This window comes from Virgibacillus tibetensis (assembly GCF_036026595.1).
In the GTDB taxonomy this organism is placed as follows: Bacteria; Bacillota; Bacilli; order Bacillales; family Amphibacillaceae; genus Virgibacillus_P; species Virgibacillus_P tibetensis.
Genome location: NZ_JARZFX010000002.1, coordinates 719,254 through 735,206 on the forward strand (window position 1 = coordinate 719,254; position 15,953 = coordinate 735,206).

General features: G+C 37.1%; 17 protein-coding genes and 2 pseudogenes. 12 read left to right on the forward strand and 7 right to left on the reverse strand.

Annotated elements, in window-relative coordinates:
* The first annotated feature begins 35 nt into the window (after window positions 1–35).
* Both QGM71_RS21810 and QGM71_RS08145 read left to right on the forward strand, forming a co-directional pair.
* Complete coding sequence (locus tag QGM71_RS21810) at window positions 36–320, forward strand: hypothetical protein (protein WP_407703004.1); 285 nt, start codon at window positions 36–38, stop codon at window positions 318–320.
* An 11-nt stretch (window positions 321–331) separates the two neighbouring features.
* Window positions 332–771: pseudogene (locus QGM71_RS08145) on the forward strand (SIS domain-containing protein).
* A gap of 369 nt (window positions 772–1,140) precedes the next feature.
* Here the strand turns inward: QGM71_RS08145 and QGM71_RS08150 are convergent.
* Both QGM71_RS08150 and QGM71_RS08155 read right to left on the reverse strand, forming a co-directional pair.
* Window positions 1,141–1,596: pseudogene (locus tag QGM71_RS08150) on the reverse strand (PTS sugar transporter subunit IIA); the annotation flags it as partial.
* Window positions 1,597–1,871: 275 nt separating this feature from the next.
* Window positions 1,872–2,009 carry a YvrJ family protein gene (locus QGM71_RS08155; protein WP_327607024.1) on the reverse strand — a complete coding sequence of 46 codons (138 nt, stop codon included), beginning with the start codon at window positions 2,007–2,009 and terminating at the stop codon, window positions 1,872–1,874.
* 104 nt (window positions 2,010–2,113) lie between these two features.
* On the opposite strand from QGM71_RS08155, the gene QGM71_RS08160 reads away from it, so the two are divergent.
* The 6 genes from QGM71_RS08160 (at window position 2,114) to QGM71_RS08185 (ending at window position 7,326) form a co-directional block, all read left to right on the forward strand.
* Complete coding sequence (locus tag QGM71_RS08160) at window positions 2,114–2,257, forward strand: hypothetical protein (RefSeq protein ID WP_327607025.1); 144 nt, start codon at window positions 2,114–2,116, stop codon at window positions 2,255–2,257.
* Between the two features lie 234 nt (window positions 2,258–2,491).
* The gene (locus tag QGM71_RS08165; RefSeq protein WP_327607026.1) at window positions 2,492–3,418 is read left to right on the forward strand and encodes a carbohydrate ABC transporter permease; all 927 of its coding nucleotides are present in this window, start codon (window positions 2,492–2,494) and stop codon (window positions 3,416–3,418) included.
* The gene (locus QGM71_RS08170; protein ID WP_327607027.1) at window positions 3,415–4,224 is read left to right on the forward strand and encodes a carbohydrate ABC transporter permease; all 810 of its coding nucleotides are present in this window, start codon (window positions 3,415–3,417) and stop codon (window positions 4,222–4,224) included. The genes QGM71_RS08165 and QGM71_RS08170 overlap by 4 nt, the downstream gene beginning before the upstream one ends.
* A gap of 22 nt (window positions 4,225–4,246) precedes the next feature.
* The gene (locus QGM71_RS08175) at window positions 4,247–5,560 is read left to right on the forward strand and encodes an ABC transporter substrate-binding protein (protein WP_327607028.1); all 1,314 of its coding nucleotides are present in this window, start codon (window positions 4,247–4,249) and stop codon (window positions 5,558–5,560) included.
* A 16-nt stretch (window positions 5,561–5,576) separates the two neighbouring features.
* Entirely contained in the window at window positions 5,577–6,293 is a 717-nt protein-coding gene (locus QGM71_RS08180; protein ID WP_327607029.1) for a glycerophosphodiester phosphodiesterase, read from the forward strand.
* A 151-nt stretch (window positions 6,294–6,444) separates the two neighbouring features.
* Window positions 6,445–7,326 (forward strand): glycerophosphodiester phosphodiesterase, encoded by an 882-nt coding sequence (locus QGM71_RS08185; RefSeq protein ID WP_407703005.1) that lies wholly within the window; start codon window positions 6,445–6,447, stop codon window positions 7,324–7,326.
* A 50-nt stretch (window positions 7,327–7,376) separates the two neighbouring features.
* On the opposite strand, the gene QGM71_RS08190 is transcribed toward QGM71_RS08185, so the two are convergent.
* The 3 genes from QGM71_RS08190 to QGM71_RS08200 form a co-directional block, all read right to left on the reverse strand.
* Window positions 7,377–7,514 carry a YvrJ family protein gene (locus QGM71_RS08190; RefSeq protein WP_327607031.1) on the reverse strand — a complete coding sequence of 46 codons (138 nt, stop codon included), beginning with the start codon at window positions 7,512–7,514 and terminating at the stop codon, window positions 7,377–7,379.
* Between the two features lie 229 nt (window positions 7,515–7,743).
* A complete protein-coding gene (locus QGM71_RS08195) occupies window positions 7,744–7,959 on the reverse strand; it encodes a DUF2922 domain-containing protein (protein WP_327607032.1) in 216 nt (71 codons plus the stop codon).
* 35 nt (window positions 7,960–7,994) lie between these two features.
* Window positions 7,995–8,219, reverse strand: coding sequence for a DUF1659 domain-containing protein (locus QGM71_RS08200; RefSeq protein ID WP_327607033.1), 225 nt, complete (start codon window positions 8,217–8,219; stop codon window positions 7,995–7,997).
* Between the two features lie 169 nt (window positions 8,220–8,388).
* Between QGM71_RS08200 and QGM71_RS08205 the strand changes: the two genes are divergently transcribed.
* The 3 genes from QGM71_RS08205 (at window position 8,389) to QGM71_RS08215 (ending at window position 11,205) form a co-directional block, all read left to right on the forward strand.
* Window positions 8,389–9,411, forward strand: coding sequence for an LCP family protein (locus tag QGM71_RS08205; RefSeq protein ID WP_327607034.1), 1,023 nt, complete (start codon window positions 8,389–8,391; stop codon window positions 9,409–9,411).
* 126 nt (window positions 9,412–9,537) lie between these two features.
* Window positions 9,538–9,945 (forward strand): glycerol-3-phosphate cytidylyltransferase, encoded by a 408-nt coding sequence (tagD, locus tag QGM71_RS08210; RefSeq protein ID WP_327607035.1) that lies wholly within the window; start codon window positions 9,538–9,540, stop codon window positions 9,943–9,945.
* Between the two features lie 183 nt (window positions 9,946–10,128).
* Complete coding sequence (locus QGM71_RS08215) at window positions 10,129–11,205, forward strand: LCP family protein (RefSeq protein WP_327607036.1); 1,077 nt, start codon at window positions 10,129–10,131, stop codon at window positions 11,203–11,205.
* A 51-nt stretch (window positions 11,206–11,256) separates the two neighbouring features.
* Here QGM71_RS08215 and QGM71_RS08220 read toward each other — a convergent pair whose 3' ends face one another.
* Window positions 11,257–12,342, reverse strand: coding sequence for a glycosyltransferase family 4 protein (locus QGM71_RS08220; RefSeq protein WP_327607037.1), 1,086 nt, complete (start codon window positions 12,340–12,342; stop codon window positions 11,257–11,259).
* 268 nt (window positions 12,343–12,610) lie between these two features.
* Here QGM71_RS08220 and QGM71_RS08225 point away from each other — a divergent pair, with 268 nt between their 5' ends.
* The gene (locus QGM71_RS08225; protein ID WP_327607038.1) at window positions 12,611–13,621 is read left to right on the forward strand and encodes a YheC/YheD family protein; all 1,011 of its coding nucleotides are present in this window, start codon (window positions 12,611–12,613) and stop codon (window positions 13,619–13,621) included.
* 136 nt (window positions 13,622–13,757) lie between these two features.
* On the opposite strand, the gene QGM71_RS08230 is transcribed toward QGM71_RS08225, so the two are convergent.
* Window positions 13,758–15,953, reverse strand: a 2,196-nt coding sequence (locus QGM71_RS08230; RefSeq protein ID WP_327607039.1) for a peptidoglycan-binding protein, incomplete at its 5' end; no start/stop codon positions are given.

The following is a 15,953-nucleotide window of genomic DNA, read 5'->3' on the forward strand; positions in this document are numbered from 1 at the left end:
TTAACGAGCAATGATTGAAAAATTATTCGCTATTAGTGGCAAATAAGGATACAGTCATTAGCAAAACGATTACTGATCTATCTAATGTGATTGAAGCATCCCCAGCAAGTATTACTAGGTTCTGCAAAAAAATTGATTTTGATTCATTCCAGCAGATGAAATATTCCATTGAACAAAACAAAATGTTGTCGAAACAGTCGAAACAGCCAAAACGGACAAAACATTTGATATTATTTATAATTATTATGATTCCATTATCAAATCGACGCAGCAATTCATCAGTGAGGACCAGACAAGCAAGATTGTCGGTTTATTGTTAAGCGCGGATAACGTGTTGTTTTGTGGGGTCGGAAATTCCGGACTGATTGCCAACGAGTTCAACAGCCGTATCCAGCGTATGGGGATCTCATCACAATCCATGACCAACGCACACGGCATGCTCATGAAAAGTGCCTTATTGAATGAAAATGACCTATTAATTTGTTTCTCCAATTCAGGAAGACAAAATCTGTCGTCGATTCGGCAAAATTGGCAAAAGAAAACAAAGCCAAGACCATTGCTGTTACCAACTATGAAGATACGATACTGACGAAGCTTGCAGACGAAGTTATTTTAATCTCAAGCTATAAATATATTGATGATGAGAAGTTTATCAATACACAGATTCCCGGGCTGTTTTTGCTGGATATATTGACGTATAAGTTGTTGAATCATGAGAAATTAATGGAGCATCGGAAGAAGACGTTACGAGCGATTAGTAAATATGGATAACAAAGGCGCAAGCGCCCGTTTATCACCGTATGCGCTGCGCCCGCGCATCGCGGGTGGGTCGACGTTGCCGCGCAAAGCGGCGTAGTTAGTCGATCTTCCTTTAGAGTATGAGATATTAGTTAAAGGATGTTCGACAAGATCGCCACGTCCTGTGGCATCGTCGAACTGACCTACATCCTGTAGGCCCGAGTGTAACGAATTGATGTTGACTTATCGCAATAAGAGGCCTGAAGGGCACTAGGTGATGGGCGCTGGAGCTGGACATGGCTGTTTATATGTAAAAATTAATTGCAGCCAAAAATCTATACTTTCTTACCTATAAAAAAGGAAGATCAACGTTGTGCTACTCTCGCCGGTCTTCCTTTCTTTTTATTTAATTGTAATAATGTTTTCTGCACCTTTTTTGACTGCACCCTGGGCTTCCAATGTTACCGTTTCACCCTCATTTAAGTTGGTAAAAATAATCGGGGTCACGTTCGAAGTTGCATTACTTCCAATATAATCCAAATCAACCTTCATCAATGGTTGGCCCGCTTTCACTTGGTCATTTACTTTAACTAGTGGCTCAAAACCATTTCCTTTTAACTCAACCGTGTCGATTCCAATATGGATTAAAATTTCACGACCTGAATTGGACTCCAGTCCGATTGCATGCTTAGTCGGGAAGATATTGACAATCTTACCGTCAATCGGTGAAAGCACCGTCCCTTCCTTTGGCACAATCGCAAAGCCATCTCCCATCATCTTTTCTGAAAATACTTCATCAGGAACTTCTGTTATCGGAATCAGTTCACCGGTCATTGGAGCAATAAATTTTTCAGATTCTTTCTCTTTCTTGCCAAATAGGTTTTTGAACATGCTGCTTCCCTCCGATTTCCAATAATTTCAGTATAATATACCCTAATTTCAGCATAGTCATACTAAAGAATGTTTAAGTTAACTAGTAGTGTTAATGAAGGTAGAGGTCAAAGTGGATGGTGGTGATGAAGACCAAAATGCGATGCTAAATACATGAAAACATTTATTGATCGAAATCGCCACAAAGTAATTATCACCAATTTCCAAGCAAAAAACCTCGGCCCTAAACCGAGGTTTTAAATTTATCCATTCATCTTATCGGGCAACGCTAGTATTGATTCGATTAATAAGTTTAACTTCCCTTCAATCCGGTGTAGTAAATAAAACGTCACCACGATTGGAAAGCCAACTTCTGTTGCGAATTTCACCCAGGTTTCCATTGAGTTTGCCTCCCTTTTGTTTATACATGATATTTGGCTGATTTGATACTCTGCTCGCGGATGCTCTCTCCCAAGTTGACGCTGCTGTCTCCTGAGTCGGTGATGTGCTCTCCCGAGTTGAGGCTGCCCTCTCCCGTGTCGGTGCTGTTCCCTCCCGAGTTGACGCTGCTGTCTCCCGTCTCGGTGCTACTCTCTCCCGGGTCGGTGCTGTGCTCACCATTTTTAAAGACAGTATTATATTTAAGTAAATTTTCGGTAAATTTGGTAAATTAACTTGACACCGCTTTCTTGTTTGTATACATTGAATATAAGTTAATAACATTGTGCGGAGAAAAGGAGATCCACATTAGCGGCTTCATAGGTTTTGAAGCGTTTTTGTGGATCTATTTTTTTCCATGAATCTAGTAATTATCATGAATCAATAGAGGGGGTGGCTAACACTTATTATACGTTGACTACTAACTAAGGAGTGTTATCACAAGTTGAGTAAAAATGATTCTAACGTCGCTGCAAAATCAAAAAAGACAGGTATCCAAACAGAAAGAAAATTATTTGGGATTGGGATCTTGTATTTACTGCCAGCGCTTTTGCTACTAGGTGTATTTTTATTTTACCCGATGTTTCGTACACTTTATTTCAGCTTTTTTGAAGTTGGCGGGGGTGGTGTCATTCAAGGATTTGTCGGGTGGGAGCACTACGCAGATCTATTCCAATCCTCAGAATTCAGAAAAAGCATGATGGCTACTCTATTATTTGTACTATATACCGTACCCGCTGAAATTGTAATAGCTTTATTTCTAGCTGTTATAGCTAGTGAAAAATTGAAGGGGATTGGATTTTTCCGTACAATTTTCGCGTCAACATTAGGTGTTTCAGTTGCCGCTGGTGCCACCATATTTTTATTTTTATTCCATCCTTCACTAGGTGTTCTAAACAATATGCTTGGGGCTTTCGGAATAAATGGCGTTGACTGGTTAACCAATTCAAAATGGGCCTTAGTCTCTGTCGCCATAACTACAATTTGGATGCATATAGGTATTAATTTCATTATTTTACTAGGTGGTATTCAAAATGTATCAAGAGAGTTGTATGAAAGCGCAGAAATTGATGGGGCAGGTTATTGGGCACGGTTATTCAAGATTACTATTCCCATGCTCTCCCCGGTATTATTTTTTGTAACTATAATTGCTGTTATCGGCTCCTTTCAGACCTTTGGACAGATTGATATTTTAACAGGTGGAGGTCCTGCTGGCGCCACAAATATAATTGTATATTCCATCTACCAGGAAGCATTCTCTTATGGAAACTTTGGATATGCAAGTGCACAGGCGATTATTTTATTTATAATCATTTTATTTGTAACCATTATTCAATTTAGGGTAGGCGAAAAGAAGGTGCATTATCAATGATAAGAAAACTACTCATGTATACATTGCTGATCTTCTCGGCACTCGTTCTCTTCTTTCCGCTTTTATATGCTGTTTCAGCAAGCTTAATGCAGCCACAAGAAATCTATGCAGGTAAACTGTTACCATCCTCGATAAGCTTTGACGCTTACAAAGATGTATTTAGCAGAATCCCTTTGCTGCATTACTTAACAGTCAGCTTTATCATGTCCTTTATTGTAATGGTAGGACAATTAATTGTTTGCAGCTTATCTGCATATGCATTCGTCTTTATTCCCTTTAAAGGAAGAGACCTTATTTTCTTCTTGTTTTTAGCAACTATGTTAATTCCTTGGGAAGCTACTGTTATTCCAAACTTTATGACGATCCTGAATTTGGGTTGGCTTAATACGTATCAAGGGCTAACCTTTCCATTTTTCGCTCTTCCATTTGGTATTTTTTTATTAAGACAGCATTTTTTAACGATACCGAAAGAGCTTTGGGAGTCAGCACAAATGGATGGTTGTTCCAGATTCCGTTTTTACTTAAGATTTGCATTACCTTTATCCAAGTCTTCTTTAAGTGCTTTAGCCATATATGGATTTCTAACTACATGGAACAAGTATTTGTGGCCACTATTAGTAACAAACACCGACGCCGTTCGTCCTGTGCAAATTGGACTTAAAATGTTAATTGCAAACGAAAGTTCATCTGCCTGGAACGTTGTAATGGCCGCGGTGGTCGCCATACTTATTCCGACATTATTCCTGTTATTTATAGGAATTAAATACATTAGAGAGGGTCTGACTGCTGGAGCATTAAAAGGATAAAAATTTGAAAGGGGATATTTAAATGAAAAAATTAGTTAGCGGTTTGTTAATTTTATTGTTGGCTCTCGTTGTAGTTGCTTGTAGTAATGATGGAGAAGCAGAGACTGATGAGAATGGCGGTACAGATGGCGAAAAGAAAGAAATAACATTCTGGCACGCGATGAGTGGCAGTAATGGGGAAGCAATTGAGGACATGGTTAATCAATTTAACGAGCAGTCGGATACAGTGTCTGTCGAAGCAATTTATCAGGGAAGCTATGATGACTCCTTAACCAAATTGCGTGCAGTAGGTGGCTCATCAGAAGCGCCCGCCATTGTACAAGTATTTGAAATCGGTACAAAGTACATGAGTGAAAGTGGATTTATTACACCAATGCAAGATTTTATTGACAATGACGATTTTGATCCATCTATCTTAGAACCTAATATTCTATCTTACTATGAATTAGATGGGCAGTTATACTCAATGCCTTTTAACACATCAAATGCTGTCATGTTCTATAACAAGGATATGTTTGAAGAGGCTGGACTGGATCTGGAAAACCCTCCAAGCAGTTTTAGTGAAATGAAGGATGCATCTGAACAAATCGCAAGCAGCACAGATGCTTATGGTTTTACAATGGCAACAATTGGTTGGTTCTTTGAACAGTTAATGGCGAACCAGGGTGCCGACTATTTAGACAATGATAATGGCCGTGGTGGCGATGCTACTGAAGCATTGGTAAACTCTCAGGAAGGCCTTAATATTTTTAACTGGTTAAATGAAATGAATGAAGCAGATACGTTTACAAACTACGGCAGCAACTGGGAAGATCCACGTGGTCCTTTCTTTGCTGGGCAAGTAGCAATGTACCTTGATTCTACTGCTAATACTGCAGAAGTTATTAAAAATTCCTCATTCGAAGTTGGAACTGCATTCCTTCCAGCAGCTGACGGGATTGAACCACAGGGTGTAGTTGTTGGTGGAGCATCATTATGGATTACCAATCAGGTTCCTGAAGAGGATCAAGAAGCTGCATGGGAATTCATCAAATTTACTACAAATGCAGATGTTCAAGCAAAATGGGCTGCTGCAACTGGGTACTTCCCGATTACTCCAGCAGCATATGATGAACAAACATTGCTGGATGTCTATGAAGAATATCCACAATTTACAACTGCTGTTGATCAGTTGGAAAATACTACGCAAAGCTCTGCTACTTCAGGTGCATTAACCGAAGTACTGCCTGAAGCCAGGAAGATCATTGAAACTGCACTCGGCGAGATGTATGAAGGCAGAGATCCACAAGAAGCACTGGATGATGCAGCAGACAAGATTACTAATGCTTTAGATTAAGAGGAGTGTACGTAGATTGGTCTTAAATTTTGCACACAGGGGCTCTTTAACAGAAGCCCCTGAAAATACATTACCCGCAATAAAGAAAGCTGTTGAGCATAACGCAAAAGCTATTGAATTAGATGTACAGCTGACTAAGGATAATCAGCTTGTAGTCATTCATGATCATACGTTCTCCAGATTTAATAAAGAGGCCGGTGGTTTAATTAAGGATTATACGCTTTCCGAGATTAAGAAAATCGATGTTGGTTCTTCCTTTTCACAAAATTATAAGGGAGTCACATTAGCAACGCTGGAAGAAATTCTGGAAGTAGTTCCAAAGGAAACTCTTTTAAATATAGAAATTAAAAATATTCCTGTCATTTATCAGGGTATTGAGGAAATTTTAGTGGAATCTTTGGACCAGCATAATCGTCTGGATAATATTATTATTTCTTCATTTGATCATGTTGCACTGGAAAAATTTCAAAATATAGTCCCTGCTATCCCTCTTGGTCTGCTATTCTATTACAGAATTTTAAAGCCATGGGAATACGCTAAAAATTGCGGATTAGATATCAGCAGTGTACATCCTCATGTATCTTATACGGATAAGGAATTTATAGAGGAGTTTCATAAGCTCGGTTGCAAGGTTTACCCCTATACAGTAAATAAAGAAAATGATTACAATCACCTAATCGAATTAGGTGTTGATGGCGTGTTTTCTAACAATCCACGAATCTTTAAAAAATAATACGTACTTGAGTAAAGCCTTACTTTCTGTAAGGCTTTATTTCATAGTTACACCGCTTAATAATATGATAAAATTGAATTCAATAACCAACAGTGGGTGATTAGTATTGAATAAAAAACAGTTATATAGTTGCTTATTATTTATCCTGCTAATGGGATGTGCTGATCAGACACCCAACAGCATGGAGAATGCTGTTCCTGCTGTCTCCAGCGAATATGACGACAGCTCCTTACTTTCTCCCAATCGGATACTGAATATAGCCCACCGTGGAGCTTCAGGGCACTCCCCTGAACATACTCTGACAGCTTATAAAACTGGCGAAGAGATGATTGGTGACTATATAGAAATAGATTTACAGATGACAAAGGATGGCCAGTTAATTGCCATGCATGATATGGAGGTTTCACGGACAACCGATAGTGAGGGAAAAGTTCAGGATTTTACGCTGGATGAAATTAAAGAGCTTGATGCTGGCTCATGGTTTAACGAGGAAAATCCCGAGTTAGCCCAACCTGTATTCAGCAATGTGACTGTCCCCTCTCTTGATGAAATAATTGAGACTTTTGGCAGTAATTCAAACTATTATATTGAAACTAAAAACCCTGATGTGTACCCGGATATGATGAAAGAATTGATTAAAACGCTGAATAAATACGATTTAGTTGGTGAAGATGCGCGTGAAGGAAAAGTAATCATACAATCTTTTAGTGAAGAAAGTTTAATCGAAGCAAATCAGTTAGACCCCTCTATCCCATTAATACAACTAATAAGCTATCAAAAAACTGCGGCGATATCGAATAAGGAAATTAATAGGATCAAAGAATACGCAATTGGCATTGGGGCAAATTATCACCATTTAACGAAAGAGTATGTTTCCAAAGTCCGCAGTGCGGGGTTATTACTTCATCCCTATACAGTTAATGAACCCGAAGATATGAAACGACTAATCGATTGGGGAGTAACTGGAATGTTCACAGACTACCCTGACAGATTGAGTAACGTGCTTAGGGAAATAGAAGATAAGGAAATATAACTTTCTAATTTCCAAGCTAAAAACCTCGGCCCTAAACCGAGGTTTTCAATTTATCCATTCATCTTATCAGGTAACGCAAGTATTGATTCGATTAATAAGTTTAACTTCCCTTCGATCCGGTGCAGTAAATAAAACGTCACCACGATTGGAAAGCCAACTTCTGTTACGAATTTCACCCAGGTTTCCATTGAGTTTGCCTCCCTTTTGTTTGTACATGATATTTGGCTGATTTGATACTCTGCTCGTGGATGCTCTCTCCTGAGTTGACGCTGCTGTCTCCCGTCTCGGTGCTACTCTCTCCCATTTCCCCATTGCCGTGGCGTCCCATCCCATTCGACACAAGCATCACCGCAACTGTCAATCTAACAAAACAGACCAGAGGCAAGGCCGCTGGTCGTGTTGTTTATTACCTATTCATTATCCCAGTTCAACGTCTTCCACAGTTCGCTCTACTAGGCGGGCGCTCTTCTTAGAAATTAGATCGCCTCCTCCTGATGTGAAAGCGTTTTGTGCTATGAATTCATCCATTGCTGCGTTAACAGCTGCCGAGTCGACTGGTTCAATAGGGTTATCGATGACGTAGGTTACAATTTTTCCATCGTAATTTTCGAATTTAAGCTCAAGCTTTTTCATCACCTGACCTCCCTTCTATTATTTAGTGTAATACGTTAGCCCTGTCTAATATCGTAGCTGTCTCTACGGTGAATATTATATAGAGATAGCTTTTGCAGGCTTACAACAGCGTTTGCTATTGCGTATAACTGATCCGCGTTTGCAGATGTTTTAACGTTGTTAAAGCTTTTCGATTTATAAGCAGGTAAACCTGTTTTTGAATCGACCCCATCGTTAAAAACTAACTGCAATGTTGATTTCATGATATCTGCTACTGCCATGTGTCTCACCTCCCTTTCATAACTACTATCGAAATTATGCAGCAAAAGGGGGCATATAAAGTAAAATTATTTTTATATTTCTTTAAAAAATTATTCTTTTTACTTTTCACTACACATTTAACTAAATTATCTGTAAAATGAAAGTACTAGATAATGAGGAGTTCGACCTATGCCTGAGCAAAAGGGTAATCCAAAAAAGCTACGTTCATTAAAAACGTGGCTCTTATATACTGGAATAGCATTCCTGTTTCTTATCGGGATTGGCGTTGGATACGCTGTCTATTTATACGATAAAACAGAAAATACAATAACTGAGTCTCATGAAGAAGTTGGACGGGATAATGAAATATCCGAACTGCGCGATGGTGATGTGGATCCTGTAGAAGATAATGTTTCTGTACTGTTTTTGGGAGTTGATGCCAACGGGGAACAGGGTGGGGATCGCCGCTCGGACGCCCTCTTATTAGCCACATTTAATAAAGAGGAAAGCTCTGTTAAGCTCCTAACTATTCCGCGTGACTCTTACGTATATATACCAGAAGTTGACTACTATACAAAAATTAATCATGCATTTTCTTATGGTGAGCATCGTGCTTCAATTGAAGCTGTGGAGAGCTTTTTGAAAGTTCCCGTTGATTACTATGTGACAATGAATTTTGAAGGTTTTGTTGAAGTTGTAGATTCATTAGGTGGAATTTCATTTGATGTTCCGTATGAAATGAAAGAATCAAATTCCCAGAATAAAAAAAATACTATTCACTTATATCCTGGTTATCAACAAGTCAATGGTGAAGAAGCTTTAGCACTAGCACGGACGAGAAAGTATGACAGTGATATTGCTCGTGGAAAGCGTCAGCAGGAAATTTTAAAAGAAGTAACAAACAAAGCAACTTCAGCCTCATCCGTATTTAAATTAGAAGATTTAATCGTCGCAGTTGGTTCCAACATGAATACCAACCTCTCTTTTGCAGAGATGAGAAGCTTTCTGTCTTATGGATTAGATGAAAAGTTTTCGATTGAAAAAATTAATCTGGATGGAGATGGTGATTATATGGAAGATGGCATTTGGTATTATCATGTTGAAGAAAATAGCAGAGAAAAAACTCAACGGAAATTACGGAATCATTTGGACCTGGAGGCTCTCAGTGACATAGACCATCTAGTGGAGGACCGAGATTCAACTGAGGACTAAAAATTTGTTTTATCGAACTTTTTTTATAGACAAATTCAAGATTAAAATTAATAAACTACTCCCTCATTATATCGCTGCTCATTTATGCTATTATTATAAAGAGCTTATAAATAGAGGTGAAAACCATTGAAGCGAGTAATTACATACGGAACATTTGATTTGCTCCACTCAGGCCACATCCATATTTTACGGCGCGCAAAGGAGCTTGGAGACTTTCTGATTGTAGGTGTATCTACAGATGAATTTAATGAAATTAAGCATAAAAATGCATATCACTCTTTTGAGGAACGTAAATTTATTTTAGAAGCAATTCGTTATGTGGATATGGTTATTCCAGAACATTCCTGGGAACAAAAAATTGAAGATATAAATAAACATACTATAGATACCTTTGTTATGGGGGATGACTGGAAGGATAAATTTGATTACCTTAAAGAATACTGTCATGTCATCTACTTGCCTAGAACCACTGGGATTTCTACATCAAAAATAAAAGAGGATCTAGTCAGAATTAAAAAAAATTCGACCAATTAGTGAATCTTTCACGCAAATTAAACGTCTATTTATCTAGTGATAATGATTTATTACACATTTGTAATAAAAATTTGATTTACGTAAACAAAGATTCATAGTAGAATAAAGATTAGTTTGTACTAATTTATAAAAGTTTCGGCCCTCATGGTTACCATGTGGAGACAGACTAAAGGAGAAACATTCATGAATAATAATAATAATACCACACATACTCGTATGGTTAAAAGAAAACGAAAAAGAAAGCTTCGTAAGAGAGCTTTATTTATTCTTATCCCAGTACTAATTGCTTTCCTGGGAATCTTATCCTATGGAACGTATCTATATACAAAGGCGGATTCAGTTTTATCCAATTCCTATGAAGATGATGGTAGAGATAAATCAGATCTGAGAGAAGAGAAAGTGGATCCTAGTTCTGATAATGTTTCCGTACTTATTCTTGGTGTAGATGAGAACGATCACAGGGAAAATTCGGGAAACTCGAGAACCGATACGATAATGCTTGCCACCCTGAATATAAAAGATAAAAGTGTTAAGCTGGTGAGTATACCACGGGATACTTACGTGTACATCCCTGAGGTTGGTTACGAAACTAAAATAAACCATGCCCATGCATATGGTGGTCCTCATGCTACAATAGAAACGGTTGAGAGCCTACTCGATATTCCAGTAGATTACTATGTACGAGTAAACTTTCATGCTTTTGTAGATGTTGTAGATTCACTTAATGGTATTACTGTTGAAGTACCTTATGAATTCCGCGAGTCTAATTCTATGGACAAACGTGATGCTATCCATCTATTAGCTGGTGAACAGGTGTTGGATGGTGAAGAAGCACTGGCGCTTGCTCGTACCCGTAAACTTGATAATGACATTCAACGTGGTAAACGTCAGCAAGATATTATCAAAGCAATCGTAAATAAAGCCGTCTCGGTCAATTCAATTTTAAAGTATGATAACATCATTGATGCTATAGGTGAGAATTTGGCAACGAATATGAGCTTCGGTGAAATGAAAAGCTTTATTTCCTATGGAACTAGCGGAAGCGGTATAGACATTGAATCTCTAACACTAGAAGGCTATGATTATCAGCCTGCCGGGACGTACTACTGGCAACTGGATGAAGTAGCACTTACTGAAACTAAGACTCTTTTAAAAGACCATCTAGAGGTTAAAGGTGATTTAATTAATTCAACTGTTGATAACGACAACGTTAACCAAAATGCGGCTGAAGCTCAAAACGAATCAGCACATCCCTATTAAACTAAAAAGCTGCTAATCAACTTTGCGATTAGCAGCTTTTTATATAATTATTTAATCCTGTCTACCTACCCTTTTTATTCCTACTAATCTACGAAGGCCATCTAGCAGCGGTTGACGATTATGAATGGTTACGCCGGCTATTTCTGCTATTAACTGGATCCCTAATATAATTATCACCATGACTACTAAAGACGTTAACAACGTCGCACTATTAAAGATAATTGCCATTAATCCGAAGAACGTACTAAATGCATAGATAATTAACACAGAAGCGCGATGTGAGTACCCCATTTGCATTAACTGGTAATGTATATGCTTTTTATCAGCTGTAGCTATTCCCTGTTTGTTCATTGACCTGCGGATAATAGCAAGGATCGTATCAAAGACTGGAATCGCTATTACGATAATAGGCACAATAAAACTAAAGAATGCCACATTTTTAAATAACCCCAGCATAGCTACTATTGCAATGGAATAACCTAGAAAAAGCGCTCCGGTATCGCCCATAAATATTTTTGCTGGATAGAAATTGTGATACAAAAATCCAAGACAACTACCTATAAGAATTACACTTAAATACACAACTACGATTCTATAATCCATAACAGCCATCACTAGAATACTAGCCAGACCAATGGCAGACACTCCTGCTGCTAAGCCATCCAACCCATCTATCAGATTAATCGCATTAGATGCTGCAAGAATCCAAATTATTGTAAGGACGATACCTAAATTATCTATATATACTGTTCCCATGAACGGAATTGTCAGTTTTTCAATAACTAATCCAGAAGAAACTACTACTATCGCTGCTGCAGTTTGACCAATTAATTTATATAATGCTCTGATTTCAAACAGATCGTCTAGGAAACCTGTAATCAGCATAATACAAGCCCCTATGATAATTGCATTTAATTGATCGTGCACTGGTTGCAGATAAATAAAACCAGCTGCAACACCAATAAATATCGCTAAACCACCCATACTTGGCTTTGTTCCATTGTGCATTTTTCTATTATTATCTGGTTTATCAACCACTTTTATTTTTAATGCTAGTTTTATAATAATTGGAGTCACAAGTAACGATGCTGTACAAGAAATCAGAAATGCTATGACTAGTTCACTTATGTTCCACATACTATCCACCTGCTTTTATCGTTTATTGATCGATATTCTAATTCATTTTACCATATTTGGAGGAAAAGTATAGAGGTCTATAGTATTACTATTTACTAATTCAGTTATTGATAAACCTCGCAAAAAGCAAGTGTAATTCTTTTGAAAAAGAAGTTAGTATGAATAAAACTACTTATAATCTATTTCAAATGGTCTTAAGTTTGAATTTAAATTGAAAAGGGAAGTACTACTAAATATATTGTACATCACAGTGTAAGGAGAGATTATAATGCTAGTTGGTTTCATGAGAAATTACAGAAAACCACTTAAGTTAGCAAGACTTGTAGCAAAAATGAGTAAATGTAATAACGTTGATTTGGTGTATTTTACTGCTGCAGATATAGATATCAATCGAAAAAAAATAAATGGAAAAATACTAGTTAATGATAAGTGGATTACTAAAGAGGTCGGTATACCAGCTTTTATCGATATTTCAGCATTATGTTTTAAATATAAAGAAGAAGTACAATTTCTAAGGGAAAATAGCATATTATCAACAGAAAGATTACCGTCTAAATATAAAGTAGATAAAAAAATTAAACGTGATGGTGAGTTTTCTCATCTTATAATTCCTTCAGGTACATTTACAAACTTTAATGACTTTCACGAATTTCTGGAACATCATGTTCAGATTGTTTTGAAGCCGAAAAATGGACAGAAAGGTGAAGGAATTTATATGCTATCCAAAAATGAAAGTGACTACACATTAAGTTACAAAAATGATGAAACACAAATATCCAAAGAAGTGTTAGAGAATTTCTTTGAAGAAGAAATTAACAAGGAGAAGTACATTTTCCAAAAATTTATTAATTCTAGAAGTAAAACTGGCGACCCATTCGATTGCCGTATTCGATTAGAAAAGAATGGAAATGGGAAATGGGGGGTGGCTATAAACCTTGTCAGAATTGGCACGGGGCAAAAGGTTGTATCAAATGTTAGCCAAGGTGGAAGCGTAAATAAGTTAAATTCTTTCTTAAGAAATAACTTTGAAGATAAACAGGATGTAATTAAAACTAGGATAGTAGATTTAGCTAAAACATTTCCATATAAGTTGGAAAGATTATTTAATCGCCGGTTCACTTCTTTAGGACTGGATATCGGCATTGATCGGGATGGTAACCTTTATTTATTTGAGATAAATACTGCACCTGGTGATGAATTTGCATTGGGTGAAATAGCTTTGTTAAAATCAGAATACTATGACTATATGCTTAATAAGGCATATAAAAGAGCTAATTAGAAAAAATACTAGAAACAGCTAGAGAAACAATTTGGTCTTGGTCTCTAAAAATAATTAAACCTTGTTTTTGCAAGCTTCCATATATAAACAGCTTAGGTCCTGGGGGGAACCTAAGCTGTTTTAAAGTTAGTCAATATTATTTTTTATACTCTGGTACATCTAAGTACACATTTGTTATTCCTAGATCTTGATAAAGGTTATACATAGTGTTTATTTGTTTTGATGCCCAACCAATATCTGTGGCGTATTGATGAGCGGCTTGACCACTAATATCCATTGCTGCAGGATTCCAACGCATTTTATATAAGGTATTTTGTCCTGATTTCACATAATTGTTACCTATGAATCTAGCGCCACCGATAATTGCATCCTCTAGTGTAAACCAACCTAATTCATAAGCACGAAATGCTCCACCTTGATACGCATTGCCATCTACTGCACCAATACCAAACATATTATGTGTGGTCTTTATGGCTGTCAAACTATTTTTGTTACTTGATGTAACTAAAACTAGTTTTCCATCCTTATCTTTTCCTACTTCAATTCCTTCAGCCAATGGTGATGTACCATTACCAGTTTCTAATAGTGCGTGGGATAATAGGTATACATCACTTACACCATGAATCCTACTAGCATCAATAAATGCTTGTCCCTTACCCTCAAGTACTCCTTTACCTTTAAGAAAGGTATTTAAAATCGTGACTGAAGTATCACTAGTTCTCGAAAGATCCAAAAACTGGAACCTTGTTTTTTCATCGTCGATGAAGTTACTTGGATTTAAATAATATAAGACATCATCCTGACTTGCGTCAACCCATTGACCGTGCGTGAATTCGATTTGATACCAACCATTAACTTCGCTTAATATGTTGACTTTTGTACCGTTTGCTAGAGTTCCTACTATTTTTTTCGATCCTCCAGGACCAGACCTAACATTTAAAAGACTTGCAGTAACCTCATTATTTTTGATGTATATTGAAGAAACATATGCATATTTTTTATCCGTTTGAGGTGGTGGGTCTTTTATCTGCATTTGGATATTTAAGGCCTCTTTCAGAGATAGATCATATTTCGTGTATTTTGTAGCTTTCACAGCTACAGCAAGTACTGCTAATGTTACCTCATCTGCTATTCCACTGACCGGTAAATCATAGTCTGCTTGGAATTGTCTCAAGCGGGTATCCGTCCAATTACCAAAATAATCAGTAAGAGAGATACCGTCATAACCTAATGCATTAAGATCTTTTTTAAGTTCAATAGCATCTGGATGACTTTTCCCTAATTGAAGTGGACTTGCTAATACTTCGTTAATTTTAGCGAAAGTCGGATCGTCAGCTATACCATTGACCCTTAGTCCATAATATACCTGAAACTCAGTAACTTTCCTTGCAGTAAGATCTCCATATAAGTTAGTAACCTTAATATTACCAAAACCAAGTCTATTGAGATTTTCCTTTAGATGAATAGTGCCCTCATGTCGCTCCCCTTCTTGGAAGGGACTAGATAAAATTTCTTCTATCTTTTGAAAAGTCCGTTCATCGGCAATCCCATTAACCTTTAATCCATAATAATCTTGGAAGTTCCTTACTTGTTGTTCAGTAAACGATCCATAAAGAGTACTTATAGATATATAACCAAAACCTAGCTTATTAAGATTTTCTTTTAGTTTAATAGTATCATTATGTCGTTCCCCTTCTTGGAAGGGACTTTCTACCAAGCTAGTTATCTTCTTTAAAGTATCATAATCGGCTCTTCCTGTTACATTTAAACCATAATAGTTTTGAAGCTCTCTTACCCGTTGAGCTGTAAAGTTGTCATAAACGTCACTAATGCTTATTTCACCAAAACCTATTCCATTCAGCTGATTTTTTAGCTCGATAATACTGGTGTGTTTAGAACCCTGTTGAAATATGTCCTCCAAAACTTTGTCAATTGTTTTAATAGTCATTTCTTCAGCAATCCCACTAACAGGTAAGTTATGGTCTCGTTGGAATTGTTTTACTTTCAGTTCTGTAAAGTTTCCATATAACTCTGTAACCGATATATTACCATAGCCAATCCAGTTCAATTTATACTTTAGGTCTGCTGTTTCTTCATTTTTTCTATTTATTTGAAACGGACTATCTAATATCTGGTCAATTTTATTAAAAGTAGCTGTATCAACTTTCCCCGTTACATTCAAACCATAATATGCCTGGAAGTCCTTTACTTTCTTCTCAGTGTAGCTTCCATATAATGTAGTAACACTGATATAGCCAAAACCTAAACGATTCAGATTTTCCTTTAAATCTATTATCCCTGGATGACGCTCTCCTTGTTGAAAGCCTGAAGT

What these genes read in the sequence shown, in the direction of transcription:
- QGM71_RS08155 (WP_327607024.1), bottom strand. Translation starts at nt 2,009, where the DNA reads ATGGAAACCTGGGTGAAATTCGCAACAGAAGTTGGCTTTCCAATCGTG.
- QGM71_RS08170 (WP_327607027.1), top strand. Translation starts at nt 3,415, where the DNA reads ATGATAAGAAAACTACTCATGTATACATTGCTGATCTTCTCGGCACTC.
- QGM71_RS08175 (WP_327607028.1), top strand. Translation starts at nt 4,247, where the DNA reads ATGAAAAAATTAGTTAGCGGTTTGTTAATTTTATTGTTGGCTCTCGTT.
- QGM71_RS08185 (WP_407703005.1), top strand. Translation starts at nt 6,445, where the DNA reads ATGGGATGTGCTGATCAGACACCCAACAGCATGGAGAATGCTGTTCCT.
- QGM71_RS08190 (WP_327607031.1), bottom strand. Translation starts at nt 7,514, where the DNA reads ATGGAAACCTGGGTGAAATTCGTAACAGAAGTTGGCTTTCCAATCGTG.
- QGM71_RS08195 (WP_327607032.1), bottom strand. Translation starts at nt 7,959, where the DNA reads ATGAAAAAGCTTGAGCTTAAATTCGAAAATTACGATGGAAAAATTGTA.
- QGM71_RS08200 (WP_327607033.1), bottom strand. Translation starts at nt 8,219, where the DNA reads ATGGCAGTAGCAGATATCATGAAATCAACATTGCAGTTAGTTTTTAAC.
- QGM71_RS08205 (WP_327607034.1), top strand. Translation starts at nt 8,389, where the DNA reads ATGCCTGAGCAAAAGGGTAATCCAAAAAAGCTACGTTCATTAAAAACG.
- QGM71_RS08215 (WP_327607036.1), top strand. Translation starts at nt 10,129, where the DNA reads ATGAATAATAATAATAATACCACACATACTCGTATGGTTAAAAGAAAA.
- QGM71_RS08220 (WP_327607037.1), bottom strand. Translation starts at nt 12,342, where the DNA reads ATGTGGAACATAAGTGAACTAGTCATAGCATTTCTGATTTCTTGTACA.
- QGM71_RS08225 (WP_327607038.1), top strand. Translation starts at nt 12,611, where the DNA reads ATGCTAGTTGGTTTCATGAGAAATTACAGAAAACCACTTAAGTTAGCA.